At 72.4% G+C, this 25,061-nt stretch carries 22 protein-coding genes and 1 pseudogene; 17 read left to right on the top strand and 6 right to left on the bottom strand.

The window, feature by feature from the left end; translation table 11 throughout:
- Positions 1–91 precede the first annotated feature (91 nt).
- From ACIP6W_RS07050 to ACIP6W_RS07015, 8 genes are all read left to right on the top strand, one after another.
- Positions 92–934, top strand: coding sequence for a PhzF family phenazine biosynthesis protein (locus ACIP6W_RS07050; protein ID WP_271826388.1), 843 nt, complete (start codon positions 92–94; stop codon positions 932–934).
- A 324-nt stretch (positions 935–1,258) separates the two neighbouring features.
- A complete protein-coding gene (locus ACIP6W_RS07045; protein WP_066656825.1) occupies positions 1,259–2,623 on the top strand; it encodes an extracellular solute-binding protein in 1,365 nt (454 codons plus the stop codon).
- 103 nt (positions 2,624–2,726) lie between these two features.
- Positions 2,727–3,677 (top strand): carbohydrate ABC transporter permease, encoded by a 951-nt coding sequence (locus ACIP6W_RS07040; protein WP_374109582.1) that lies wholly within the window; start codon positions 2,727–2,729, stop codon positions 3,675–3,677.
- 71 nt (positions 3,678–3,748) lie between these two features.
- Positions 3,749–4,579 carry a carbohydrate ABC transporter permease gene (locus ACIP6W_RS07035; RefSeq protein ID WP_235426671.1) on the top strand — a complete coding sequence of 277 codons (831 nt, stop codon included), beginning with the start codon at positions 3,749–3,751 and terminating at the stop codon, positions 4,577–4,579.
- 61 nt (positions 4,580–4,640) lie between these two features.
- A complete protein-coding gene (locus tag ACIP6W_RS07030; protein WP_400428819.1) occupies positions 4,641–7,769 on the top strand; it encodes an alpha-mannosidase in 3,129 nt (1,042 codons plus the stop codon).
- 415 nt (positions 7,770–8,184) lie between these two features.
- A complete protein-coding gene (locus tag ACIP6W_RS07025; RefSeq protein WP_400428817.1) occupies positions 8,185–9,144 on the top strand; it encodes a hypothetical protein in 960 nt (319 codons plus the stop codon).
- Positions 9,145–9,285: 141 nt separating this feature from the next.
- Complete coding sequence (locus tag ACIP6W_RS07020) at positions 9,286–10,026, top strand: histidine phosphatase family protein (protein ID WP_400428815.1); 741 nt, start codon at positions 9,286–9,288, stop codon at positions 10,024–10,026.
- Positions 10,016–10,900, top strand: a complete 885-nt coding sequence (locus ACIP6W_RS07015) for an NAD(P)H-hydrate dehydratase (RefSeq protein ID WP_400428813.1) — start codon at positions 10,016–10,018, stop codon at positions 10,898–10,900. The genes ACIP6W_RS07020 and ACIP6W_RS07015 overlap by 11 nt, the downstream gene beginning before the upstream one ends.
- 204 nt (positions 10,901–11,104) lie before the next feature.
- Here the strand turns inward: ACIP6W_RS07015 and ACIP6W_RS07010 are convergent, their stop codons facing one another.
- On the bottom strand, positions 11,105–11,620 hold the full coding sequence (locus ACIP6W_RS07010; protein WP_400428811.1) for a YdeI/OmpD-associated family protein: 516 nt from the start codon (positions 11,618–11,620) through the stop codon (positions 11,105–11,107).
- A gap of 197 nt (positions 11,621–11,817) precedes the next feature.
- Here ACIP6W_RS07010 and ACIP6W_RS07005 point away from each other — a divergent pair, with 197 nt between their 5' ends.
- From ACIP6W_RS07005 to ACIP6W_RS06985, 5 genes are all read left to right on the top strand, one after another.
- The gene (locus ACIP6W_RS07005) at positions 11,818–12,957 is read left to right on the top strand and encodes an extracellular solute-binding protein (RefSeq protein ID WP_251155233.1); all 1,140 of its coding nucleotides are present in this window, start codon (positions 11,818–11,820) and stop codon (positions 12,955–12,957) included.
- A gap of 5 nt (positions 12,958–12,962) precedes the next feature.
- Entirely contained in the window at positions 12,963–13,988 is a 1,026-nt protein-coding gene (locus ACIP6W_RS07000; RefSeq protein ID WP_400428809.1) for an ABC transporter permease, read from the top strand.
- A gap of 23 nt (positions 13,989–14,011) precedes the next feature.
- On the top strand, positions 14,012–14,860 hold the full coding sequence (locus tag ACIP6W_RS06995) for an ABC transporter permease (protein ID WP_400428807.1): 849 nt from the start codon (positions 14,012–14,014) through the stop codon (positions 14,858–14,860).
- Complete coding sequence (locus tag ACIP6W_RS06990) at positions 14,857–15,927, top strand: ABC transporter ATP-binding protein (protein ID WP_271826396.1); 1,071 nt, start codon at positions 14,857–14,859, stop codon at positions 15,925–15,927. The genes ACIP6W_RS06995 and ACIP6W_RS06990 overlap by 4 nt, the downstream gene beginning before the upstream one ends.
- A 267-nt stretch (positions 15,928–16,194) precedes the next feature.
- Positions 16,195–16,725 carry a hypothetical protein gene (locus tag ACIP6W_RS06985; protein ID WP_400428805.1) on the top strand — a complete coding sequence of 177 codons (531 nt, stop codon included), beginning with the start codon at positions 16,195–16,197 and terminating at the stop codon, positions 16,723–16,725.
- Between the two features lie 250 nt (positions 16,726–16,975).
- Here the strand turns inward: ACIP6W_RS06985 and ACIP6W_RS06980 are convergent, their stop codons facing one another.
- Entirely contained in the window at positions 16,976–17,455 is a 480-nt protein-coding gene (locus ACIP6W_RS06980; protein WP_400428803.1) for an NUDIX hydrolase, read from the bottom strand.
- A gap of 58 nt (positions 17,456–17,513) precedes the next feature.
- Between ACIP6W_RS06980 and nagB the strand changes: the two genes are divergently transcribed.
- Positions 17,514–18,299 carry a glucosamine-6-phosphate deaminase gene (nagB, locus tag ACIP6W_RS06975; protein ID WP_209685360.1) on the top strand — a complete coding sequence of 262 codons (786 nt, stop codon included), beginning with the start codon at positions 17,514–17,516 and terminating at the stop codon, positions 18,297–18,299.
- A 16-nt stretch (positions 18,300–18,315) separates the two neighbouring features.
- Here the strand turns inward: nagB and ACIP6W_RS06970 are convergent, their stop codons facing one another.
- The gene (locus ACIP6W_RS06970) at positions 18,316–19,485 is read right to left on the bottom strand and encodes a MalY/PatB family protein (protein WP_400428801.1); all 1,170 of its coding nucleotides are present in this window, start codon (positions 19,483–19,485) and stop codon (positions 18,316–18,318) included.
- A 31-nt stretch (positions 19,486–19,516) separates the two neighbouring features.
- Positions 19,517–20,455 carry an SDR family oxidoreductase gene (locus ACIP6W_RS06965; RefSeq protein WP_066656779.1) on the bottom strand — a complete coding sequence of 313 codons (939 nt, stop codon included), beginning with the start codon at positions 20,453–20,455 and terminating at the stop codon, positions 19,517–19,519.
- A gap of 122 nt (positions 20,456–20,577) precedes the next feature.
- On the opposite strand from ACIP6W_RS06965, the gene ACIP6W_RS06960 reads away from it, so the two are divergent.
- From ACIP6W_RS06960 to ACIP6W_RS06950, 3 genes are all read left to right on the top strand, one after another.
- Complete coding sequence (locus ACIP6W_RS06960; protein WP_400428799.1) at positions 20,578–21,405, top strand: helix-turn-helix transcriptional regulator; 828 nt, start codon at positions 20,578–20,580, stop codon at positions 21,403–21,405.
- Between the two features lie 54 nt (positions 21,406–21,459).
- The gene (locus tag ACIP6W_RS06955; RefSeq protein ID WP_271826399.1) at positions 21,460–21,960 is read left to right on the top strand and encodes a hypothetical protein; all 501 of its coding nucleotides are present in this window, start codon (positions 21,460–21,462) and stop codon (positions 21,958–21,960) included.
- An 83-nt stretch (positions 21,961–22,043) separates the two neighbouring features.
- Positions 22,044–23,588: an alpha-L-fucosidase gene (locus ACIP6W_RS06950; protein ID WP_400428797.1), complete on the top strand. Its 1,545-nt coding sequence runs from the start codon at positions 22,044–22,046 to the stop codon at positions 23,586–23,588.
- A gap of 27 nt (positions 23,589–23,615) precedes the next feature.
- On the opposite strand, the pseudogene ACIP6W_RS06945 reads toward ACIP6W_RS06950, so the two are convergent.
- Both ACIP6W_RS06945 and nagA read right to left on the bottom strand, forming a co-directional pair.
- Positions 23,616–23,813: pseudogene (locus ACIP6W_RS06945) on the bottom strand (VOC family protein); the annotation flags it as partial.
- Positions 23,814–23,889: 76 nt separating this feature from the next.
- Positions 23,890–25,041, bottom strand: a complete 1,152-nt coding sequence (gene nagA / locus ACIP6W_RS06940; protein ID WP_066658744.1) for an N-acetylglucosamine-6-phosphate deacetylase — start codon at positions 25,039–25,041, stop codon at positions 23,890–23,892.
- Between the last annotated feature and the right edge of the window lie 20 nt (positions 25,042–25,061).

Here is a 25,061-nt window from a genome sequence, read left to right as displayed (position 1 = left end):
GGCGTCGGTGTCCCGCGCGGGGGCGTCGGTGCCTCCGCGATGGCGTCCCAGCACCGCGATGGCGTCGGTGCCTCCGCGGTAGCGTCGGGGGATGCGCTCCGAGGTCCTCCGCTACACCGCCTTCGCCGCCGAGCCAGGGGGCGGCAACCCCGCGGGGATCGTGCTCGACGCCGAGGGGATGACCGACGACGAGATGCTCGCGGTCGCGCAGGAGGTGGCGTACCCGGAGACCGCCTTCGTGGTCGCGCGGACGCCGGACGGCGCCCGGGTGCGCTACTTCTCGCCGGCCGCCGAGGTCCCCTTCTGCGGACACGCCACCGTCGCCACCGCCGTCGTGCTCGCCGAGCGCGAGGGGACCGGGGCCCGGGTGTTCTCGACGGCCGCGGGGGACATCGCGGTCGACGCCACGACCGCACCCGACGGCAGTGTCCAGGTCGCGATGACGAGCGTCGAGCCGTCGACCCGTCCGATCGATCCCGCACGGTGGGAGCGGCTCGCCGCCGTGCTCGGGCTCGTCGACGGTGACGTCGCCGAGGGGTTCCCGGTGCTCGAGTCCTCCGCCGGCAACCGGCACCCCGTGGTCGTGCTCGCCGACGTGGAGCTCTTCCACCAGTTCCGCTTCGACCCCGCCGCGCTCGCCGCACTCAAGCGGGAGTACGGGTGGGAGGGCACCGTCACCGTCCTGCACCGGACGGGTCCGCTCGAGTTCGAGGCGCGCAACCTCTTCCCCGCCGGCCGGATCACCGAGGACCCGGCGACGGGCTCGGCGGCGGCCTCGACCGGTGCGTACCTGCGCGCGGTCGGCGCGGTGTCGCCCGGGGCACGCGTGGTGATCCGGCAGGGTCGACACGTCGGGCGTCCGAGCGTGCTGCTCGTCGACGTGCCCGAGTCCGGCGGCATCACGGTGACCGGGGGCGCCACCCCCATCGCCTGACCCGGCGGCACCGCCTGCGCGCGACGCCGGGCGCCCGTTCCTCCCCCTGACGCCCGCGATGCCTGGCGCTTCCGGGCGTACCTGGTCGTTCCGGCAGACCAGGTACGCCCGTTCCGACCAGGTACGCCCGTTCCGACCGGGCACGCGCGACAGCTTCGAGCCCGCGCGGACGCCGCGGGCCCCGGCGCGCACGGGACCACCCTGCGCCCCCGGGACCGTTGCCGACCCGTGACGGAAAGTGCTTGACACGAATAAGTCCATCCGTTGTACTAATCCTGCGCGCGGGTGACGGAGCCCGCGGACATCCCGTGCAAAGGAGCACCGATGAAACGCCGCACCCGAATCATCGCCGGACTCGCAGCCGTGGCAGCCGCCGCGGTCGGGCTGGCGGGTTGTTCCAGCTCGGGCTCTGCCTCGAGCGACACGATCAAGATCGCCTATCAGAAGTTCGGTGCCTTCCAGCAGCTCGACGCCCAGATGAAGGTCGTCAAGCAGGAGTACGAGAAGGCCAACCCCGGCAAGAAGGTCGAGCTCGTCCCGATCCAGGCGCAGGAGGACGACTACGCCACGAAGCTCGCCCTCATGAACCGCGCCCCCGCGACCGCTCCCGACGTCATCTACGAGGACACCTTCCGCATCAAGGCGGACGCCGACGCCGGGTACCTGCTGCCGATCGACCAGTACACGGAGAAGTGGGACGAGTGGGACCAGTTCTACGACAACGCCAAGCAGGCCGGCGAGGGCGAGGACGGCAAGATCTACGGCGTCCCGATGGGCACCGACACCCGCGCGCTCTGGTACAACAAGGACATCTTCGAGAAGGTCGGCCTGCCGGTCCCGTGGGAGCCGAAGACCTGGGACGACGTGCTCGCCGCGGCGAAGACCATCAAGGAGCAGGACCCGGACGTCATCCCGTTCAACATCTACTCCGGCAAGGCACAGGGCGAGGCCTCGACCATGCAGGGCTTCGAGATGCTGCTCTACGGCGCGGACGGTGACGGCAACACGCTCTACCAGGACGGCAAGTGGGTCGTCGGGTCGAAGCAGTTCGAGGACTCGCTGCAGTTCATCGAGGACGTCTACCAGGGTGACCTCGGCCCCACCCCGCAGCAGGCGCTCGACACGAACATCGGCACCACGATCACGCAGACGTGGCTGCCCGAGGGCAAGCTCGCCATCGACCTCGACGGCTCGTGGCAGTCGGGCACGTGGCTCGAGACGGGCACCGCTCCGTGGAAGGAGTGGAACGACGTGATGGGGCAGGCGCCCTTCCCGACCCAGAACGGCCAGGAGCCCGGGTACAACTCGATGTCCGGCGGGTGGACGCTCTCGGTCGGTGCGAAGTCGAAGGACCCGCAGGCCGCGTTCGACTTCATCACGATGTTCCTCGACAAGGACGGCTCCATCAAGTACGACGCCGAGAACAGCCAGATCGCCGTCCGCAAGGACGTCGCCGAGGACCCCGAGTACACCGGCGCCAACCCCACGTTCGAGTTCTTCTCCGGCTTGGTGGAGCACACCAACTTCCGCCCGGCGACGAGCGAGTACGCGCAGGTGTCGAACGCCATCCAGGTCGCGATGGAGTCCGTCATGACCGGCCAGCAGTCGCCGTCCGAGGCCGCAGCCGTCTACGACAAGGCCGTCGAGGGCGTCGTCGGCAAGGACGGCACCGTCGCTGCCGGTCAGTGACGTGACCGTCTGACGGACGGGAGGCGCGGATCACCCCGTGCACCGCGCCTCCCGTCCGACCCACCCCACCTTCGGAACCCCTCCGCACCCGGAAGGCATCCACGTGTCCAGCACCCCTCTCGCGCCGACGCTGTCGGCGCCCGGCGCGCCGAAGCGCACCGAACCACCCGTGCCGCGCAAGCGGCGGCCCCTCCGGAACGCGACGCGGGTCGTCCCGCTCCTGCCCGCCGTGGTCCTCCTCGTCATCTTCCTGCTCGGGCCGGTCATCTCGTCGTTCTACGGATCGTTCACCAACGCGGCCCTGACCGGCGTCGACGCCGCGAACCAGCAGTTCGTCGGGTTCCAGAACTACGTCGAGCTGTTCCAGGACCCGGACTTCCCGAAGTCCGTCGTCCTGACGATCGTGTTCCTGCTCGCGTCCGCCGTCGTCGGGCAGAACGTGCTCGGTCTCGGTCTCGCGCTCCTCATGCGCAGCGCGAACAAGCTCGTCCGCGCGGTCGTCGGCACGTTCGTCGTCGCCGCATGGGTCCTGCCGGAGATCGTCGCCTCGTTCGCCGCGTACGCCTTCTTCCACGACGAGGGCACGCTCAACTCGTTCCTCGCCTCCATCGGGATCAGCGGGCCGAACTGGCTCTACACGTACCCGATGATCGCGGTCATCCTGGCGAACGTCTGGCGCGGTACCGCGTTCTCGATGCTCGTCTACTCGGCGGCCGTGCAGGAGGTCCCCGAGGAGATCACCGAGTCCGCCGAGGTCGACGGCGCCACCGGCTGGCAGCGCCTCGTCTACATCACGCTGCCGGTGATCCGTCGGTCCATCTCGACGAACCTCATGCTCACGACACTGCAGACGCTGTCGGTCTTCACCCTCATCTTCGTGATGACGGGCGGCGGACCCGGCACCAACTCGTCGACCCTGCCGATCCTGGCGTACCAGGAGGCGTTCCAGTTCTCGCAGCTCGGCTTCGGGACCGCGATCGCGACCATCCTGCTCGTGGTGGGGGCGGTCTTCTCGATCATCTACATCAAGGCACTGAAGCCGGAGGTGGACTGACCATGGCCCTCACCGCTGACCGTCCCGTGTCCGACACCACCCGGTCCGTCACCGCGCCGGGCGCCCTGCACATGACCTCTCCGCGGGGGCGCACCCTCCGCTGGGTGTCGAACATCGTCCTGCTCGTCATCGCCGTGTGCTTCGCGGTGCCGCTGCTCTGGCTCGTGCTCGCCTCCGTCGACGCCCAGGCCTCGCTGTCCGTGAAGATCCCGTCGCAGTTCACGCTCGACAACTTCACCCAGGTGCTCACCCCGGAGCTGTCGTTCATCCCGCTCGCGAACAGCCTGCTGCTCTCCGGCGGCACCGCGGTGGTGACGGTCGTCGCGGCGCTCCTCGCCGCGTACCCGCTGTCCCGGTACAAGATGCGGGTCAACAAGCCGTTCCTGTACAGCATCCTGTTCGGCACCGGCCTGCCCATCACCGCGATGATGGTGCCCGTCTACGCGCTGTTCGTGTCGCTCAACCTCATCGACAACATCTACGGCTGCATCTTCTTCCTCGCCGCCACGAGCCTGCCGATGGCGATCTGGATGGCGAAGAACTTCATGGACTCGGTGCCGATCTCGCTGGAGGAAGCGGCGTGGACGGACGGCGCCTCGATGTTCACCACGTTGACGCGCATCGTCGTGCCGCTCATGCGTCCGGGGATCGCCGTCGTGTTCATCTTCGTGTTCATCCAGGCGTGGGGGAACTTCTTCGTCCCCTTCGTCCTGCTGCTCTCGCCCGACAAGGTGCCCGCCGCGGTGAGCATCTTCAACTTCTTCGGGCAGAACGGGGCCGTCGCCTACGGGCAGCTCGCCGCGTTCTCGATCGTGTACTCCGTGCCGGTCATCGCCCTCTACGTGCTCGTGTCCCGCGGCCTCGGTGGGGGCAACGCCCTCGCCGGCGGCATCAAGGGCTGACCGCGCCCCACGCTCGCCGGGCACCACGCCCGACCGTCCCTGCTGGAAAGGAACCACCTCCATGCACCACGACGAACCCCTCGTCGAAGCTCGGATCGCCCGTCTCGTCCGGGACCGCATCGACCCCGCCGTGCACCGTCGCTCGGCGCCGGTCACCGTCGACGCCTGGCAGGTGCCGGACGAACCGGTGCCGTTCGCCGAGGCCGTCGCAGCCGAGTACACGCCGTTCCGCGTCGGTGACGCCTGGGGAGCGCGGCCGTGGGGGACCACCTGGTTCCGCGTCCGCGGCACCGTGCCGGAGGACTTCGGCGTCGACCCCGGCACCACCGTCGAGCTCCGGGTGGACCTCGGCTTCTCGAAGCGGCAGCCCGGGTTCCAGGCCGAGGGGCTCGCCTGGCGCGCCGACGGCTCCACGATCAAGGGCATCGAACCGCGGAACGACACCGTGCCCGTCGAGGTCGGCCCCGGCGGCACGTTCGAGGTCTACGTCGAGGCCGCCGCGAACCCGGACATCGGCGGCGACGACTTCCAGGGGGCGACCCCGCTCGGTTCGAAGACCACCGCCGGCACCGAGCCGATCTACCGCCTGCGCGCGCTGGAGCTCGTCGAGCGGGACGACACCGTGTGGGAGCTGCAGCAGGACGTCTGGGTGCTCCGCGGACTCATGGCCGAGCTGCCGACCGACGGCACCCGGGGCGCGGACATCCTGCGCGGGCTCGAACGTGCGGCGGACGCCCTCGACCCCGACGACGTCGCCGGCAGCGCTGCCGCGACCCGCGAGGTGCTCGCGCCGCTGCTCGCCGTGGGGGCGGCCGGGTCCGCCGGGCGCGCCGTCGCCGTCGGGCACGCCCACATCGACTCCGCCTGGCTCTGGCCCGTCCGCGAGACGATCCGCAAGTGCGCGCGCACGTTCTCGAACGTGCTCGACCTGATGGACCAGGACCCCGACTTCACCTTCGCCTGCTCGTCGGCGCAGCAGTACGCCTGGATCCGTGACGGCTACCCGTCGATCTGGGCGCGCATCAAGCAGCGCGTCGCCGAGGGGCGGTGGATCCCGGTCGGGGGCATGTGGGTCGAGTCGGACACGAACCTGCCCGGCGGTGAGGCCCTGGCCCGCCAGTTCGTCGCGGGCAAGCGGCTCTTCCTCGAGGAGTTCGGCATCGACACCCCCGAGGCCTGGCTGCCCGACTCGTTCGGCTACACCGGAGCCCTGCCGCAGATCGTCCGCGCCGCCGGGTCGAAGTGGTTCGTCACGCAGAAGCCCTCGTGGAACGAGACGAACGTCATCCCGCACACGTCCTTCCACTGGGAGGGCATCGACGGCTCGCGCGTCCTGACGCACCTGCCCCCGGCGGACACCTACAACTCGGACGTCTCGGCGGCCGACCTGCACCGCGGCGAGCGCGGGAACAAGGAGCGCGGCGTCGCGAACACGTCGATGCTGCTCTACGGGTTCGGCGACGGCGGTGGCGGACCCACCCGCGAGATGGTCGCGGCAGCACGGCGCCAGCACGACCTCGACGGCTCGCCGCGGGTCGACCTCGGCACCCCCGCCCAGGTCTTCGAGGAGCTCGAGCGCGTCCTGCCGGAGCCCGCCGTGTGGTCGGGGGAGATGTACCTCGAGTTCCACCGCGGCACCTACACGTCGCAGATCCGCACGAAGCAGGGCAACCGGCGCTCCGAGCACCTGCTCCGCGAGGCCGAGCTCTGGGCGGCCACCGCAGCCGTGCGACTCGGCGCCGAGTACCCGTACGACGAGCTCGAGTCCGTCTGGCACACCGTGCTCCTGCAGCAGTTCCACGACATCCTGCCGGGGTCGTCGATCGCGTGGGTGTACGAGAACGCCGAGGCCGAGTACGCCCGGGTGGCGGAGGTGCTCGAGGAACTCATCGGTGCCTCGACGACCGCGCTCGCGAGCGGTGGTGCGCCGGCGCTCGCCGGGGTCGGGGCGTCGGCGACCGCCTTCGCCGGGGACGGTGGGGCGCCGCTCGACGCTCCGCGTGGTCCGGGTGCCGCCGGGACCGGGGGCAGCGCCGAGGACGGGACGGTCGTGCGCTTCAACGCCTCGCCGGTCGCAGCGGGCGGGGTGACCGCCCTGGGTGGTTCCGCCGTGTCGGAGACGGAGGCCGTGCCTCCCGTCCGGAGCGGTGACCGCTTCGTCCTCGACACCGGTGTCGTCACCGCGACCGTCGACGCGGAGGGCCACGTCGTGTCGTTCGTCGACCACGCGACCGGACGCGACGCGATCGCGCCCGGCGCTGCCGCCGCGCAGTACACGGTGTTCCGCGACACCCCGAACCAGTGGGAGGCGTGGGACATCGACCGCGCCTACCAGCGCAGCGGGACCGTGCTGGCGGCGGCCTCCGTCGAGGTGGTCGGCGATGCGCTCGTCGTGACGCGTCCCTTCGGCTCGTCGTCGGTGACCACCCGGTACTCGGCCGTCGCCGGGCAGCCGGAGCTGCACGTCGAGACCGAGGTCGAGTGGCACGAGCAGCAGAAGCTCCTCAAGCTCGCGTTCCCGCTCGACGTCCGGGCGTCCGTCGCGTCGAGCGAGATCCAGTTCGGGCACATCGACCGGCCGACGCACCAGAACACCTCGTGGGACATGGCGCGCTTCGAGACCGCCGCGCACCGGTGGGTGCACGTCGCCGAGCCCGGCTTCGGGGTCGCGGTGGCGAACGACTCCACGTACGGGCACGACATCACCCGCTCGACCCGGGCCGACGGCGGGACGACGACGCTGGTGCGGGAGTCCCTGCTGCGCGCGCCGACGTTCCCGGACCCGCACGCCGACCAGGGGCACCACGTCTTCCGGACGGTGCTGCGCGTCGGGGAGTCCGTGCTCGACGCGGCGGACTCCGGGTACCGGCTCAACCTGCCGGTGCGGTCCGTGCCGGGGTCGGGGTCGGCCGACGTGTCGCCGCTGGTCGTCGTGTCCTCGCCCCAGGTGCTCGTCGAGGCCGTGAAGCTCGCCGAGGACCGCTCCGGCGACGTCATCGTGCGGCTCTACGAGGCCTCGGGCGGTCGGGCGTCGGACGTCGGGGTGTCGTTCGGGTTCGACGTCGCTTCGGTGGAGGCCGTGGACCTGCTCGAGCGGCCGCTCGGCTCGGGGACGTGGGCGGCTGGGGAACCCGTCGTGCTCACCCTGCGTCCGTTCGAGATCGTCACGCTGCGGGTGCGGCGGGCCTGAGGCCACGCCGACCCCGTGGCAGCGGGGCGGCGGCGCTGGGCCCGAGGCAGCGGGGCCGGCGGCGTCGGGCCCGAGGCAGCGGGGCCGGATCCCGAGGCAGCGGGTCCGGCGGAGAGACAGCGGCGCCGGGGGAGCACGGGTGCGTTCCCCCGGCGCCGCGTCGCGCGCGCCGGGCTGTGCTGTGCCGCGCTGGCCCGGGGCGCTACGCCCCGCTCCGCCCCGCGGAATCGGGCATACCTGGTCGATCCGGGCGTACCTGGTCTTCCGTTCCGACCAGGTACGCCCGGAAACGCTTGGTACCGCACCTGTTCTGGGAAGGAACGAGCGTCCTGCACAGGGCGACCGGACTGGAGGCTCGTCCACAGTTGCCACGATCGGCACCCGTCGGCGCGTGGAGACCGGGCACGATCGCGGCATGGAACGTCCACTCCCCATCCTCCGTGCGGGACCGGCACGCGAGATCGCGTGTGACCCGACGACCCTGCGCCGCCGCGCACGATCGAGCGGCGCTGACCGGTTGATCCGCGTCGGCCCGAACGCCTTCGTCGAGGGCGCCCGCTGGGACGCTGCGGGGCCTCGGCAGCGCTACGTGACCCGTGTCCATGCACGGCTCGGGCGGATCGGTACCGCGGCGGTCGCCTCGCACGTGTCGGCGGCTGCGGTCCTCGGGCTCCCGGCCCTGGGCGGCTGGCAGGTCCCCGTGCACGCGACCGTGCCCGAGACGATGTACCGCGGGCGGACGCGGGACCTCGTCCTGCACACGCGTCCCGTTCGTGGCGACGAGCTAGTGGCGGCCGACGGGATCCGGGTGACGACCGTGCCCCGCACCGTCGTCGACATCGCGATGCAGGACGACCTGCGCACCGCGGTGGTCGTGGCGGACGCTGCGGTGCGAGCCGGGACCGGAGCGGCGGAGCTCCTGGCGGCGGTCGACCCCCGAGCACGCGGGCACCGTCGAGCGGAGCACGTGCTCGGCCTCGCAGACGGGCGCGCCGGATCGGTCGCCGAGTCCTTCGCGCGGGTGGTGTTCCTCGAGCTCGGGCTGCCAGGGCCGGTCCTGCAGCAGGAGTTCGTGGTCGGCGGGAGACGGTTCACGGTGGACTTCTGGTTCCCGGACCAGGGTGTGGTCGTCGAGATCGACGGTCGAGCGAAGTACGCGCAGGAGCGGTACCTCGCGGGTCGGAGCCCCACCGAGGTGTTCCTCGACGAGAAGCGGCGGCACGAGCAGTTGCTCACCGTGCCCGGCGTGCGGACGATCGTCCGGCTCGAGTGGCGCGACCTGTTCGACCTCGATGGGCTGGTCCGACGCTTCCGAGCCGCGGGACTACCGTGCCCGGTCCGACCGTCGAGGAGCGCACGGCCCGGGGCGGCCTGACCCGGCAGGCACGCGCAACGAGGAGCGCACGGCCCGGAGCGGCTTGATCTGCAGGCACGCGCGCAGCGGCCCGAGCGCGCCGCAGCCCGACGACGACATGGCCGGGAGCCGACCCAGGGGCCCGCGGTTAGCGTCGCGCCCATGGCTGTCACCGAGATCTGGCTCGTCCGGCACGGGGAGTCGACCGCGAACGTCGCCGCCGCCAGAGCCGAAGCCGAGGGCGCGGACGTCATCGAGGTCGACCACCGCGACGCCGACGTCCCGCTCAGTCCGTTGGGGGAGGAACAGTCCCGAGCGCTCGGGCAGGAGCTCGCCGACCGCGGCGTCGACGACGTCCCGGTCGCCCTCTGGGTCTCGCCGTACCGCCGGGCGCAGCAGACGATCAGCATCGCGCTCGAGGCCGGCGGGCTGACCGAGCCGCCGAAGCGCGTCGACGAGCGGCTCCGCGACCGGGAGCTCGGCGTCCTCGACCTGCTCACCCGTGACGGCGTGCGGAACCGGTACCCGGACGAGGAACGCCGACGACAGTGGCTCGGCAAGTACTACCACCGTCCCGCCGGCGGGGAGTCCTGGGCGGACGTGATGCTCCGCCTCCGCACCGTGCTGACGGACGTCGACCGGCTCGAGGGCACCGAACGACTGCTCGTCGCCGCGCACGACGCCGTGGTGATGCTCGCCGTCGCCGTCTGCCTCGACCTCGACGAACACGCCCTCATGGCGTTCGCCGAGGACCACACGGTCGCGAACGCCTCCCTGACACGACTGCACCGCGACGGGCCCGGTGCCCCCTGGACGCTCGAGGAGTTCTCCGCCGTCGGGCACCTCGACGACGACGAGGTCACCGAGCACAGTGGCCGGAAGGACGACGCCCGTGCCGACTGACCAGGAGCCTGCAGCACCGCAGCACATCACACCGAACGTCCTCCGCGAGTGGGCGCTGCCCGACCCCGGCGCCGGCAAGTACGGCCGGGGACAGGTCCTCGTCGTCGGCGGCGCCGCCCACACCCCGGGTGCCGCCATGCTGTCGGCGCTCGCCGCACTGCGGGTCGGAGCAGGCCGACTGTCCCTGGCGGTCGGGTCGAGCGTGGCGAACCAGGTCGCGGTCGCCGTGCCCGAGTCGGGCGTGGTCCCGCTCGCCGAGGACGACGGCGGACACGTCGCCGTCGGCGCGATCGATGCCGTGCTCGACACGGCCGGTGCTGCCGACGCGGTGCTGGTCGGTCCCGGGCTGGACGAACCGGACGGCGCTCGGGACCTCGTCGCGGGCATCGCGGACGCGGTCGGTCCGGACACCTTCGTCGTGCTGGACGCCTTCGCGCTCGGCGTCGCGGCGGACGTCGAGGACCGGCTCAGGCCGTTGCGCGGTCGTCTCGTCCTCACGCCGAACAGCGGCGAGGCCGAGCGGCTGCTGGGTCGGGACTGCGGGGACGACGACGTCGCCGACGCCCGGGAGATCGCCGAGCGGTACGGCGCCGTGGTCGCGCTGTCCGACGTCATCGCGGCGCCGGACGGCCGTGCCTGGGTGAAGGGCACCGGCTCCGGCGGACTCGGCACCAGCGGCAGCGGTGACGTGTTGTCGGGTGTGGTGGTCGGCTTGCTCGCCCGTGGTGCCGAGCCGGCACAGGCCGTCGCCTGGGCGTCGTACGTGCACGCCGCCGCGGGTGACCGCCTCGCCGTGCAGGTCGGGCCACTGGGCTACCTCGCCAGCGAACTGTTGACCGAGATCCCGCGGGTCCTGGTCGAGCTCGGCGGCTGACGACGGCGCTCGTTCCTTCCCAGAACGACTGCGATACCTGGTCAGAACGGGTGTCCCTGGTGGAACCGAACGACCAGGTACGCCCGGTTCTACCAGGTACGCCCGATCGCGCCCGGCGAAGCCACGGCCACAGCCACGGTTACAGCCACGGCCAGGGCCAGACCTAGCGCCACGGCCAGGGCCAGGCCGAGCGCGCTCACCCGCCTACCCGCGCAACGCCTCCACGGCCTTGTCGACCCGGCGCTGCCGCGTCTCCGGGGCCTTCGCCGCGAGCACCGGGTCCACGAGTGCCCGCTGCCGTGACGCCGACAGGGTGTCGTACGCCGCACGGACCCCGGCCGCGTCGAACGCCGCCGCCAGGTCGGAGGGCAACTCGACGGTGCGCGGCAGGGTGTCGAGCTCGAGTGTGACCTCGACGGTGTCCCCGGCGCCGATCCCCGCTGCGGTGCGGTGCGCCTCCGACAGCGGCACGAGGAACTGCCCGCCCATCACCCCGACCGTGGACCGGTAGGTGTAGCCGCCGTCGATCGTGACCACCACGGCGGGGCGCTTCCCGGAGCCGAGGGCGTCGATGACCTCCTCGGGGACGGGCAGGCCGGTGGCCGTCTTCCTCGCCTGCAGGACCGTCGTCGTGAACTGCACCCGTGCCTCCCGGCTGTCCGCGGTCGTGACCGCACCCGCACGGCCGACGCGGCCGTGCCCCGTACCGGTCGAGCGCACGACGCGACCGGACGTCGAGCCCGCCGCGACCGACCCTCGCCGGGGACCGTCCCCGGCAGCGAAACCGTACAGCCGTACCCGCTGTTCCGCCACCGTTCACCGCCGCAGCACGACCCCGAAACCGGGCGCGTCCACGATCGTGCCGAAGCCGGACCCCCGGACACCCGAATCCCCACAGCACCCGGAAGGCGCACCCCGTGCAGCACACCCGCACCCTGGCCGGCATCGCCCTGGCCGCAGCAGCAGTCGTCACCCTGGCCGGTTGCTCGGCGACGAGCAGCGCGTCGACGTCGAGCGACACCGACTGGAAGACCGCCACGAGCGCCGAGTCGGCCGGCGGCATGGACGCCCTCGTGAAGGCCGCGAAGGCCGAGGGGCAGCTCAACGTCATCGCCCTCCCGCCGACCTGGGCGAACTACGGCAAGATCATCGACGGCTTCGAGCAGAAGTACGACATCAAGATCAACTCGGCCAACCCGAACGGCTCCAGCGCCGACGAGGTCGCCGCCGTCAAGTCGCAGCAGGGTCAGTCGACGGCCCCCGACGTGCTCGACCTCGGCAACGCCGTGATGCAGCAGAACCTCGACCTGCTCACCGACTACAAGGTGGCGAACTGGTCGGACATCCCGGACACGCTCAAGGACGCGGACGGCAAGTGGACCCGCGACTACACGGGCCTCATGTCGATCGGGTACGACTCGTCGAAGATCACGGACGCCCCGAAGGACCTGGACGACCTGCTCGGCAGCGAGTACAAGGGCAAGGTCTCGATCGCGGGCGACCCGACGCAGGCGAACCAGGCGGCGTCCGCGGTGTACCTCGCCGCGCTCGAGAACGGCGGGTCGGCGGACGACATCACGAAGGGCGTCGACTACTTCGGCAAGCTGCAGCAGGCCGGCAACTTCCAGAACGTGCTGCCCACGCAGGCGACGGTCGCCTCGGGGGAGACGCCCGTCGTGATCCAGTGGTCGTACAACAACCTGGCCTGGGGCCCGGCGGCCGGGTCGAGCGGCAACCAGGACTGGAAGACGGTCGTCCCCGAGGGGCAGGCGCTCGGCTCGTACTACTCGCAGGCGATCAACAAGGACGCACCGCACCCCGCGGCGGCACGCCTGTGGCAGGAGTACATCGCGAGCCCCGACGCCCAGAACCTGTACCTGCAGGCCGGCGCCTTCCCGTCGACCCTCGCGGCGATGGAGCAGTCGGGCAAGGTCGACGAGGACGCCCTGCGGGCCGCAGGCGGGATGCCGAAGGACTACGTCGAGCTGACCGACGCGCAGGTCACGGATGCAGCGAAGGTCCTCGCCGCGAAGTGGTCCGCCACGATGGGGTCCTGAGCAGCATGACGACCGCATCGGCGCCGGGCGGCAGCGCGTTCGCCCCGGGCGCGAGCAAGGGCGCGAGCACGGGCGCGGGCACGGCAGTCCCGGTCCCCGCCGCCACCAGCGCGGCAGCGGCCCCCGTCGCGTCGTCCGGCGCCGATGCGGCCACCGCCGCCCGTCGCGCCGGGACCCGGGCCCGCCGCCGCCCCGGCCTCGCCTGGCTCGGCCTCACCCCGTTCGCCGCGTACGTCCTGCTCTTCCTGGCCGTCCCCGCCGTGATCGCGGTCGGCAGCGGGTTCTCCACCGGCGACGGGCGGTTCACGCTCGCGAACCTCGCAGCGCTCCGTGACCCGTCCGTCCTCCGCGCGTTCGCCGGCTCGTTCGGCCTGTCCGCGGTCTCGGCCGTGATCGGCGCCGTCGTCGGTGCCCTGGTCTGCTGGGCGCTCGCCGCGCTCCGGCCCGACGGGCTCGTCCGCTCGATGATCGACTCCGCCGCCAGCGTCCTCGCCCAGTTCGGCGGCGTGATGCTCGCGTTCGCGTTCATCGCCACGATCGGCGCGCAGGGACTGGTCACCACCTGGCTGGTGTCGGCCTTCGGTCTCGACCTCAACGCGAACGGGACCCTCCTGTACACCGTCCCCGGTCTCGTGATCCCGTACGTCTACTTCCAGGTGCCGCTCATGGTCCTCACGTTCATGCCCGCCCTCGAGGGCGTCAAGCCCCAGTGGGGCGAGGCCGCCGCCACCCTCGGCGCCTCGCGCGCGACCTCATGGCGGCGCATCGCCCTGCCCGTGCTCGCGCCGGCGTTCTGGGGGTCGCTGCTCCTGCTCTTCGCGAACGCGTTCTCGTCGTTCGCCACCGCGGCGGCACTCATCTCGCAGGGCGGCATCGTGCCGCTGACGATCCGCGCGCAGCTCACCAGCGAGACGATCATCGGTCTGCAGAACGTCGCGGGTGTGCTCGCCCTCGGCATGGTCGTGGTCATGGCGGTCGTGATGGGCGCCTACTCGCTGCTCCAGCGTCGCGCTGCGCGGTGGCAGCGGTGACCGCCGTCCCCTCGGTCCGCCCCGTGGCCGCCGCATCCCGGCCTGGAGGCCCCACCCGTGTCGGCCGCTTCGGCGTCGCTCCGTCCCGGGGCACCGCCGTCGCCGTGCTCGCCCTGGTCGGACTCGTCGTCGCCGTGCCGCTGGTCGCCCTGGCACAGTTCACGTTCCGCCAGGGCACCGACGGGGCGCTCACGCTCGACCACTACGCCGCGATCGTCGACCCCGCGAACGCGTCCACCTACCAGCCGGTGTTCGACGGCCTCGCGTCGTCCCTGCTCATCGCGGTGATCACCGTCGCGATCGTGCTGCTCGTGCTCCTGCCCGCCCAGATCGTCACCGCGCTCCGCTACCCCCGCCTGCGCCGCGTGCTCGAGTTCGTCTGCCTGGTGCCGATCACGGTGCCCGTCGTCGTGCTCGTCGTCGGCTTCATCCCCGTGTACCAGGTCGTCGCGCAGGTGTTCGGCTCCGGCGCGTGGACCCTGGCCTTCGCGATCGGCATCGTGTCGCTGCCGTTCGCGTTCCGCCCGATCGCCGCGGCGCTGACCTCGGTCGACGTCACGGTGCTGTCCGAGGCCGCGCGCTCGCTCGGCGCCTCGTGGTGGACCGTGACGTGGCGGATCCTGCTGCCGAACCTCCGCCGCGGCATCACCGCCGCGTGCTTCCTGACCGTCACGGTCGTCCTCGGCGAGTACACCCTCGCCTCGTTCCTGTCCCGCACCACGTTCCAGACCGCGCTCGTGCTCGTGCAGCAGACCGACCCGTACGTGGCCGCGATCTTCTCGCTCGCCGCACTGCTGTTCGGCTTCGTGCTGCTCGTCGTCATCGGCCGGGTCGGCGCGGGCCGCCGGCGCACCCCGAAGGAGTCCACATGACCGTCACCGCTCCCGCCGCCCCGGCGTCCCTGTCCACCGAGGGGGCGACCGTCGAGCTCGAGGCGGTCGAGAAGCACTACGGCTCCCACCGTGCGCTCGCCGGCCTGTCGCTCCGCATCGAGCCCGGCGAGTTCGTCTCGCTGCTCGGGCCGTCCGGCTGCGGCAAGACCACCGCGCTGCGTGCGCTCGCCGGTCTCGAGGCGATCGACGCCGGCGCGATCCGCATCGACGGGGCGGACGTCGCCGCGGTGCCGGTCGAGCGGCGCGACATCGGCATGGTGTTCCAGCAGTACTCGCTCTTCCCGCACATGACGGTGCGGCAGAACGTGTCGTTCGGCCTCGAGATGCGGAAGGTCGCCGCCCCAGCACGCCGCGAGCGCGTCATCGAAGCGCTCGACATGGTGCACCTCGCCGGCCTCGCCGACCGGTTCCCGCACCAGCTCTCCGGCGGGCAGCAGCAGCGGGTCGCCCTCGCCCGTGCCCTCGTCACCCGCCCGCGCGTGCTCCTGCTCGACGAGCCGCTGTCCGCGCTCGACGCGAAGGTCCGGGTGTCCCTGCGTGACGAGATCCGCCGCATCCAGAGCGACCTCGGCATCACGACCGTCTTCGTCACCCACGACCAGGAGGAGGCACTCGCCGTCTCCGACCGCATCGCGGTGATGAACGCCGGCGGCATCGAGCAGGTCGGGACACCCGAGGAGCTCTACCGACACCCCGTCTCGGCGTTCACCGCGGACTTCGTCGGGCAGTCGAACCGCCTGCGTGGCGACCTGCGCAGCGGCGACGTGTTCGTCTACGGCTTCCGCGTCCCGGCGCTCGCAGCGGACACCGCGGACGGTCCGGTGCTCGCCTACGTCCGCCCCGAGGACGTCGCCTTCGCCGCCGAGGGCGTCACCGGCACCGTCGTCACGTCGAGCTTCCTCGGGTCGATCCGGCGCACGACGGTCCGGCTCGATGACGACACGGTCGTGACGGTGCAGCACGAGGTCGGCGACCGCCGCGCCGCTGGCGACGCCGTGGCCCTGCGACTGCTCGGCGCCCCGGCCGCGGTCGCCCCGCTCGCGTAGCGACCCCGTGCTCGGACCGTCCCGCCGAGACCCGGGCTGAGCGACGGATCGCGGGCCGCGCCGCCCGAGATCCGTCGCTGGACGCGAGACCCGGCCCCGGCCCCGGTCGGGGCGACCAGGTGCCGGTCTGGAGGCGCGGGGCGGGCCCGCCCCGCGCCTCCCGGCCCGCGAGTCCTCACGACTGTGATTGACTCCCCGGACATCTCCTGGTCATGGATGTGGAACATCAGTACGGGAGTCTCTCCTCACTGAACCAAGGAGGTACTGATGGGTTGCAAGATCGCGCTGTTGATCGCGAGCGTCGTCGTGGTCGCAGGGGCGGTGGTGCCTGTTGCACAGGCGCACGCGGAGCCGAACCCCGTGCGTGAGGCGAAGCAGCTGTTGCAGACGACGGACTTCGACTCGGTGCTGCGACAGCTGCGGGCTGCAGACCTCGTCGAGTCCGAACGGGACGACCCGGACGGGCACCACACGGTCATCACGCTCGGCGACGGACTCGAGCTCGACGTCGTGCGGCCGAAGGGCGATGCTCGCCTGGGCGGAGGCTACGACGCTGGAGGGCACTACGTGACGTTCAACCAGTACGACCAGAACCTGCTGTACAACGGAGCTGGCTTCGTGCTCGGTGCCGCGATCTGCGCGATCCCCGCAGTCGGCCAGCTCGCTTGCCTCGCCGTGCAGGCGATCATCGCAGCCGGCGCCGCCTACCTCGCGACGATCAAGGGGACGTGCAAGAACAACAAGCAGCTGAAGGTCTACTTCTCGAACAACCACGCTGCGCGTACGGGTTGCGTGTGAGCCCTCGTCGAGCTCGTGTCGTCACCCTCGTCCTGGTCGGGTCCGCGGCGGTCGTGATCCTGACAGCGGCACAGACGGCCACGGACGTGCCGTGGCTCGTCGTCGCGATCCGGGTCAGCATCGGGATCGTGTCGGTGCTCGTCGGATGCGGGCTCGTCCGGCTGCGGTCTCGCGGAGTGTCACGGGAGCGGCCCGGGCCCCGGCCTCGGGGTCGCGGTCGCTAGGTGAACGCGCCCTGGTCGGCGGAGGGTCAGCGCTCGAAGCGCGCGGTCGGCTCGTCGGACAGGCCCGCCCGGACCCGCTCCAGCATGTCCGTGGACATCTCCGGCAGGGCGTCGAGCCGCGCCCAGAACGCCTCGGTGTTCTCGCCGTCCGCGGGGGCGGGCGTGCCGGACACGTACCGGCACGCGAAGACCAGGTCGAGGTACTGCGCCCGGTCACCGTTCGGGTAGGTCATCTCGGGCAGGACGTGCACCCAGGTCAGGCGCTCGGCGACCGCGACGACGTCGGCCTCCTCGAGGACCTCGCGCTCTGCGGCGACCGCGGGTTCCTCACCCGGGTCGACGATCCCCGTCACCGGCGTCAGCGCGCCGTTGTCCGCGCGCCGGACGACGAGCAGTTCGCGGTCGGGGCCCTCGCCGCGTGTGACGACGGCGGTGATGCCCGTCATCCAGAGCGGGTCGTTGCCGACCTTCTCGCGCAGGGACAGGACGAAGTCAGGGGTGGGCATGCCCCCACGCTACCGACCACCCCTGTCGGCGACTGGTCATGACCAGTAGGGTGAGAGCGTGGAGATCATCATCCTGCCGACGCCGGCCGAGGTCGGTCGTGTCGCTGCCGCCAAGATCGCCTCGGTCGTGGCCGAGAAGCCGTCCGCCGTCGTGGGTCTCGCCACCGGGTCGAGCCCGCAGGGCATCTACGCCGACCTGCGTCGTCGGGTCGAGGCGGGCGAGGTGTCCTTCGCCGCGGCCCGCGGGTTCGCCCTCGACGAGTACGTCGGGATCCCGCTCGAGCACCCGGAGTCGTACGCGTCGGTGATCCAGCGCGACGTCGTGGAGCCGCTCGGGTTCGACCCCTCGCGGGTGCGGGTGCCGGACGGCCGCGCGACGGACCTGGCGTTCGCGGCGAAGGAGTACGACGCTGCGATCCGGGCCGCCGGCGGGGTCGACGTGCAGATCCTCGGGATCGGGGCGAACGGGCACATCGGGTTCAACGAGCCGACGTCGTCGTTCGCGTCCCGCACCCGCATCAAGACCCTCGCACCGTCCACGCGTGAGGCCAATGCCCGCTTCTTCGACTCGCTCGACCAGGTGCCGACGCACTGCATGACGCAGGGGCTCGGCACGATCCTCGAGGCGCGTGAGCTCGTCCTCGTCGCGCAGGGCTCGGCGAAGGCCGACGCCGTGGCCGCCGCGGTCGAGGGGCCGCTGTCGTCGTTCGTGCCCGGGTCGGCGTTGCAGCTGCACGAGCACGCGACCGTCGTGGTGGACGAGGAGGCCGCAGCCGGGCTCCGTCTGGCGGACTACTACCGGTACACGTACGCCAACAAGCCGGAGTGGCAACGCTTCGAGTGACGCCTGCCGAGCGGGGTCAGCAGGCGGCCGCCAGGCGCGCCAGCCCCTCGCGCAGGGTCTCCTCGGAGCAGCCGAAGTTGAGCCGGGCGTGGCCGATGCCCGGCTGCCCGAAGTCGCGACCGTTCGTCAGCGCGACCTTCGCCCGGTCGACCAGCTGCAGGGCGGGGTCGTCGCCCCACGGCAGGGCGCGCAGGTCGAGCCAGGCCAGGTAGGACGCCTGCGGCTGCCGGTACCCAGCACCGGGCAGGGCCGAGCCGAGCTCCTCGGCGAGCACACGGCGGTTGCCGGCCAGCTCGGCGAGCAGCGACGCGAGCCACGGCTCCCCGTCACGGAAGGCGGCGACGCTCGCGGTGTACCCGAGGATCCCGGTGCGCTCGACGACCTCGACGGGCAGCCCGTCGAACCAGCCGCGCGCCCGCTCGGACGCCCCGACCATCAGCGCGCACTTCGTCCCGGCCAGGTTCCACGCCTTGCTCGCGCTCGTCAGAGCGACGCCGTGCTCGATCGCCTCGGGTCCGCAGGTGAGGAACGGGGTGAACACCGCGTCCGCGTGCACGAGCGGGGCGTGGATCTCGTCGGAGACGACGACGGCGTCCCACTCCGCGGCGAGCCGGGCGAGTGCCACCAGGTCGTCGCGGGCGTGCACGAGCCCGAGGGGGTTGTGCGGGTTGCAGAGCAGGACCGTCCGGGCGCCGCCGGCGAAGGCGCGCTCGACCCCGGCGAGGTCCATCCGCCACCCGGCCGTGGTGTCGAACGGGTCGGGTTCGCCGTCCGGGGCGAGCAGCGGCACCTCGGTCACGGTGCCGCCGGCCTCGCGGACGTACTCCCAGAACGGCGGGTAGACGGGCGGCATGACGACGACCTGGTCGCCGGGGTCGACGACCCGCCGGAGCACCTCGACCGCCGCCACCGACACGTCCGTCGTGGTCCGGACGAGGTCGGGGTCGACGTCCCATCCCCACCGGCGGTCGGCGAAGTCGGCGAAGACCTCGGGCAGCACCCGGGTGTGCCCGACGTACCCGGTGTCCCCGGTGCGGACGGCGCGCTCGAGTGCCTCGCGCACCGGCTCGGCGGGGACCGAGTCCATCTCGGCGACGAACATCGGCAGGACCTCGGGCGGGTACGCGGTGTACTTCTCGCTCGTGCGGGTGCGCTGCGCATCGAACACCGAGATCATGACGCTCATGCGGCCATCCTGACAGCGCCGGTCGCGGACGTCACGCGACCGACGTGCCGAGCAGCTCCTCGGACAGCTCCCACACGCGTCGGGCGTCCTCGGCACTGCGGAGCGGCTTCCACAGCGGCGTCCGTCCGGGCGCTCCGCCGACACCGCCGGCACCCGTCGGACCCACGAACCCGCCGTCCCGCACGGCCGGGTCGGTGGCTGCGACGAGCGCCGGCAACCCGGCGGTCCTCGGGGTCCCGACGAGCAGGCCCCGAGCGGACAACCAGCGGATCACCCGGACCTGCGGGGTGTCGCCGCTCCGACCGAGCTCCGGGCGCGCGGCGAGCAGGCTCGTCGGCGCGACCCCGGGGTGCGCGAGGTTGCTCGTGATGCCCCATCCGCGGTCGGCGCTCCGTCGGGCGAGCTCGAGCCCGAACAGGCCGAACGCGATCTTCGACTGCCGGTACGCGCGCATCCCGTCGTAGCTCCGCTCCCAGTTCGGGTCCTCCCAGTGCACGGCGCCGCTGCGCGCGACGATGCTGATCTGCGACGTGACGTGGCCGCGCGCCGAACGGAGCAGCGGCAGGAGTCCGCGGACGAGTGCGACGTGTCCGAGGTGGTTCGTGCCGAGCTGCAGCTCGAAGCCGTCGGCCGTGGTCTGCCGCTCGGGTGGGGTCATGACCCCGGCGTTGCCCACGAGCAGGCCGACCGGCTGACCGGCCGACCGCATCGACTCCGCGAACGCGTCCACCGAGGCGAGGGACGACAGGTCCATCGCGCCGAGCTGCACGTCGGCGTCCGGGTGTTCGCGGAGCACCCGGATGCGTGCGGCCTCGCCCTTGCTCGGGTTGCGCACGGGGAGCACGACCGTGGCGCCGGCGCCCGCGAGTGCCGTCGCGATGCCCAGGCCGATGCCGTCGCTCGCACCGGTGACGACGGCGCGGGTGCCGTCCAGTCGCGGCAGGGTGATGTCGATGGGTCGTGTCGGCACGGTGGTCTCCTCGGGATCGTCGCCCGTCGTCGGGCTGGTGCCAGCCTGCGTCGGCGGCCGGACCGCAACCAGGACCTGACGGACCGTGGCTGCGGAGGACGCGGACCGGCGAGGATGGGCCCGTGATCGATCGACCGGCGCTCGGCGCCTTCCTCCGCGGACGCCGGGAGGCCCTGCAACCGTCCGACGTCGGCCTCCCGCCGGGACAGCGGCGCCGGACCTCCGGGCTGCGCCGCGAGGAGGTCGCGGCGGTCTGCCACATGTCCCCGGACTACTACGCCCGGCTCGAACGGGGCACCGGTCCGCAGCCCTCCGAGCAGATGGTCGCCGCGATCGCGCAGGGGCTCCACCTGAGCCGGGCGGAACGCGACCACGTCTTCCGCCTCGCCGGGCACCGACCGCCGGAGTCCGGCGCGGGCTCGGACCACGTGGGCCCGGGCATGATGCGCATCTTCGACCGCCTGGTGGACACCCCGGCCGAGGTCGTCACGGAACTCGGCGAGACGCTCCTGCAGACGCCGCTCGCCGCCGCACTGTTCGGGGACGCGAGCCAGCGGCAGGGGCCGTCGCGCTCGATCGGCTGGCGCTGGTTCACCGAACCGGGTGCGCGGGACCTCTTCCCGCCGGAGGAGCGCGACACCACCGCGCGGCTGTACGTGTCGTCACTGCGTGAGGTCGCGACCCGGCGCGGTCCCGGGTCCCGGGCAGCGCGGCTCGCGGACGAGCTCCTGCAACGCTCCGACGAGTTCCGGACGCTGTGGGACCGGCAGGAGGTCGGCCTCGTCCCGGGGACCGTCAAGCGCTACGACCACCCGGAGGTCGGCCGACTCGAGCTGCACTGCCAGGTGCTCCTCGACCCGGAGCAGGCGCACGTGCTGCTCGTCTACACCGCCGTCCCCGGGACCGAGAGCCACGACCGACTCCGGCTGCTGTCCGTCGTCGCGGCCTGACACCGTCGCCGGATCGTGACCACCCGTCCGCGATCGATCGGTGACGATGGACGCATGCGTCGGGGGACGAGGGGACTCGCCACGGCATCGGCCGTGCTGGTGCTCGTGACGACCGGCTGCGCCGGCATCGGGCCGACGGCGTGCACGGCGATCGGTCGGACCGACACCGTCGCCGTCGAGGTCCCGGGTTCCGCGGACCCGGCGTCCGGCGTCGCGGGCATCGTCGTCTGCCAGGGCCCGGACTGCACGCCCGGGGTGCCGCCCGAACCAGCCGTGCCGACCGCCCCTGGGGAAGCCACACCGGGCGCGCCAGCGGTCGGGACACTGCCGGACGGCACGGCGCCGACGGCAGTGCTCCCCATGGTCGAACACGACGGGGACGTGTGGTCCGTGCCGACCTCGTCGGACACCGCGGGACGCGGGCACGTGGCGGTCCTCGGCGCGGACGGCCGGGTGCTCGTCGAGCGTGGCGTCCACTTCACGTGGGTACGGCACGGCGGGTCCGAGCAGTGCGGTGGGCCCTCGACCGCCGAGGTCGTCGTCCGGCTGCCCTGACCGCCGGCATCCGTGACCCACCCGACTCCCGAACTCGACCGGTAGAAGTGGGGGACCGCATCCGACGCACGAAGGAGTGCCCCATGCCGGACCGCCACGGACCGCTCGACCCGGAGTCGCTCCCGGAGCCGGTCGACGTCAGCGACAACACCGAGGCGATGCGTGCCGTGCACGAGGTCGTCGCCGCCGGACCCTTCGACGCGACGTGGGCGTCCCTGGCCGCCTACGAGCCTCCACGCTGGTACGAGGACGCCAAGTTCGGGGTCTTCCTGCACTGGGGCGTGTACTCCGTCCCGGCCTTCGGCAACGAGTGGTACTCCCGCGAGATGTACCGGCAGGGCACCGACGCGTACGAGCACCACCTCGCGACGCACGGCGAGCACCGCGACTTCGGGTACAAGGACTTCATCCCGTCGTTCACGATGGAGCACTTCGACCCGGCCGCGTGGGCAGCGCTGTTCCGTCGTGCGGGTGCGCAGTTCGTCGTGCCCGTCGCTGAGCACCACGACGGGTTCGCGATGTACGACACGGACCGGTCCCGCTGGAGTGCCGCACGGATGGGGCCACGGCGTGACGTCTTCGGCGACCTCTCCCGAGCGGTCGACGAGGCCTGGATGGTCCGCGGTGCCTCGTCGCACCGTGCCGAGCACTGGTTCTTCATGAACGGCGGTGCCCGGTTCGACTCCGACGTGCTCGACCCGCGGTGGTCGGACTTCTACGGTCCCGCGCAGCGTGAGGAGACGGCTCCGAACGAGCGGTTCCTCGAGGACTGGCTCCTGCGCACCGTCGAGGTCATCGAGAAGTACCGGCCGCAGGTGCTCTGGTTCGACTGGTGGATCGAGCAACCGGCGTTCGCCCCGGTGCTGCAGACCCTCGCCGCGTACTACTACAACCGGGCGGCCGAGTGGGGACGCGAGGTCGTCATCAACTACAAGTGGGGAGCCTTCGCGCCCGGCACTGCGGTCTACGACATCGAGCGCGGAGCCGTGGCGGGCACCGAGCCGACCGTGTGGCAGAACGACACGTCGGTGTCACGGACCTCCTGGTGCTGGGTCGAGGGGCACGAGTACAAGAGCGTGCGCGAACTCGTCGCCGAGCTCGTCGACGTCGTCGCGAAGCGCGGGGTCCTGCTGCTCAACGTCGGCCCGAAGCCGGACGGCACGATCCCGGTCGAGGAGCAGCGCCTGCTCGAGGGCATCGGGCACTGGCTCGGCCTGCACGGCGAGGCGATCTACGGCACCCGGCCCTGGACCGTACCGTCCGAGGGACCGACCGCGGTGACCGCCGGGTCGTTCGTCGACGCTGCCGCTCCGGCGTACACGGCGGAGGACGTCCGGTACACCGTGCGGCACGACGTCACGGGCGACTCCCTCTACGCGGTCCTGCTCGCCCAGCCCGACGACGGCGTCGTACGACTGCGGTCGCTCGGGTCGGCGTCGGCGCTCCTCCCCCGCACGATCAGCGACGTCGCGGTGCTCGGCTCCGGGACCGTCACGCGGTGGGACCGGACCCCGGACGCCCTCGAGGCGGAGGTCAGCGGCTCCACGACCGAGGACAGCGGACCCGTGCTGCGGATCCGCTTCGCGCCGGAGCAGGAGCAGCCCCGTCAGGACTTCCTGCACCAGTGACCGTCCGGCGGGAGCGCGCGGACGAGGTCACGCGCCGGCGGTGTCGGGGTGCATCCAGAACGGCGACCAGTGGTACCCGTCCGGGTCGTCGAACTGCCGCTGGTACATGAACGGGTACTCGTCGGTGTCCCCGATCCGCCCGCCGGCAGCGCGGGCCCGCTCGACCAGCTCGTCGACGGCCTGTCGGCTGTCGAGGTCGAACGAGAGCGTGACCTTCGACGGGGTGGCGCGCTCGACGCTCTCGACCGGGCAGGAGACGTAGAGCGCCATGCGGAGATGGTCCCGCCGCGCGCCGTCCCGGTCAAGACCTGGCGGGCACCAGCTCCCGACCGGCGCCCCACACCCGCTGTACCTCGAGCGCGGGGGAGAGCGCCACGAGGTCCGCGGCGTACCCGGGCGCGACCCGGCCCAGCCGGTCCCCGAGCCCGAGCGCCGCTGCCGGCACGCTCGTCAGCGCCGCGACCGCCTCGGGCAGCGACGCTCCGGCGGCCGACACGGCGAGCCGCAGCGCCGCGTCCTGCGTCAGCGTCGAACCCGCGATCGTGTCCGTCCCGGCGACCCGCGCGACGCCGTCCACCACGTCCACCGTCAGCGACCCGAGCGCGTAGGAGCCGTCGGGCGACCCGGCCGCGGCCATCGCGTCGGTGATCAGTGCGACGCGCCCCGGCGCCGCACGGAGCAGCACGCGGGCGACGGCGGGGTGCACGTGCACACCGTCGAGGATGAGCTCGAGCGTCACGCGGTCGTCCTCGGTCGCCGCGGCGATCGGACCCGGCGCCCGGTGGTGCAACCCCGGCATTGCGTTGCACGCGTGGGTGAGCACGGTGGCACCGGCGTCGAAGGCCGCCCGGGCCTGGTCGTACGAGCAGACGGTGTGTCCGACGGCGACGGCGACCCCGGCGTCGACGAAGCGGCGGACGGCGTCCAGCGCTCCCGGCAGCTCGGGCGCGATCGTGACCTGCCGCAGGACCCCGGCACCCGCGTCGAGCAGGGCGTCCACGGCCGCCGGCGACGGATCGACCAGGTGGGCGGCGTTGTGGGCGCCCCTGTTGTCGGGGGAGAGGAACGGCCCCTCCAGGTGCGCGCCGAGCACGAGCGGGTCCGTCGCGGCGACGGTGCGGATGCGCTCGAGCGACGTCGCGAGCGCTGCCGAGGGGTTCGCGACGAGGGACAGGACCGAACGGGTCGTCCCGTGCGTCCGGTGCACGGCGAGCGCCGCGTCGAAGGTGTCGTCCTCGTAGGCCGCGCCGCCACCACCGTGCCCGTGCAGGTCGATGAACCCGGGCGTCAGGACGGCGTCGCCGAGGTCGACCACGTCCGGGGCGCTGGGCGCGTCGGCGCCGGACCCCACCGCTTCGATCACGTCGCCGGCGAGCAGGACCCACCCGTCGGCCGTGGAACCGGCCTCGTCGACCAGGCGACCGGCTCGGACCAGCGTGCGCCGCGCCTCCAGACCGGACCCGGAGCCGGAGC

Source organism: Curtobacterium sp. NPDC088465 (assembly GCF_044753165.1).
In the GTDB taxonomy this organism is placed as follows: domain Bacteria; phylum Actinomycetota; class Actinomycetes; order Actinomycetales; family Microbacteriaceae; genus Curtobacterium.
This window is presented reverse-complemented; position numbering and strand designations above follow the sequence as displayed.

Bases quoted from the DNA above. Each gene is read 5' to 3' on its own strand.
- ACIP6W_RS06990 (WP_271826396.1), top strand. From the start codon at position 14,857: ATGACCGTCACCGCTCCCGCCGCCCCGGCGTCCCTGTCCACCGAGGGG.
- ACIP6W_RS07025 (WP_400428817.1), top strand. From the start codon at position 8,185: ATGGAACGTCCACTCCCCATCCTCCGTGCGGGACCGGCACGCGAGATC.
- ACIP6W_RS07050 (WP_271826388.1), top strand. From the start codon at position 92: ATGCGCTCCGAGGTCCTCCGCTACACCGCCTTCGCCGCCGAGCCAGGG.
- ACIP6W_RS06970 (WP_400428801.1), bottom strand. From the start codon at position 19,485: ATGAGCGTCATGATCTCGGTGTTCGATGCGCAGCGCACCCGCACGAGC.
- ACIP6W_RS07000 (WP_400428809.1), top strand. From the start codon at position 12,963: ATGACGACCGCATCGGCGCCGGGCGGCAGCGCGTTCGCCCCGGGCGCG.
- ACIP6W_RS07020 (WP_400428815.1), top strand. From the start codon at position 9,286: ATGGCTGTCACCGAGATCTGGCTCGTCCGGCACGGGGAGTCGACCGCG.
- ACIP6W_RS07045 (WP_066656825.1), top strand. From the start codon at position 1,259: ATGAAACGCCGCACCCGAATCATCGCCGGACTCGCAGCCGTGGCAGCC.
- ACIP6W_RS07030 (WP_400428819.1), top strand. From the start codon at position 4,641: ATGCACCACGACGAACCCCTCGTCGAAGCTCGGATCGCCCGTCTCGTC.
- ACIP6W_RS06955 (WP_271826399.1), top strand. From the start codon at position 21,460: ATGCGTCGGGGGACGAGGGGACTCGCCACGGCATCGGCCGTGCTGGTG.
- ACIP6W_RS07035 (WP_235426671.1), top strand. From the start codon at position 3,749: ATGACCTCTCCGCGGGGGCGCACCCTCCGCTGGGTGTCGAACATCGTC.
- ACIP6W_RS06950 (WP_400428797.1), top strand. From the start codon at position 22,044: ATGCCGGACCGCCACGGACCGCTCGACCCGGAGTCGCTCCCGGAGCCG.
- ACIP6W_RS06985 (WP_400428805.1), top strand. From the start codon at position 16,195: ATGGGTTGCAAGATCGCGCTGTTGATCGCGAGCGTCGTCGTGGTCGCA.
- ACIP6W_RS06980 (WP_400428803.1), bottom strand. From the start codon at position 17,455: ATGCCCACCCCTGACTTCGTCCTGTCCCTGCGCGAGAAGGTCGGCAAC.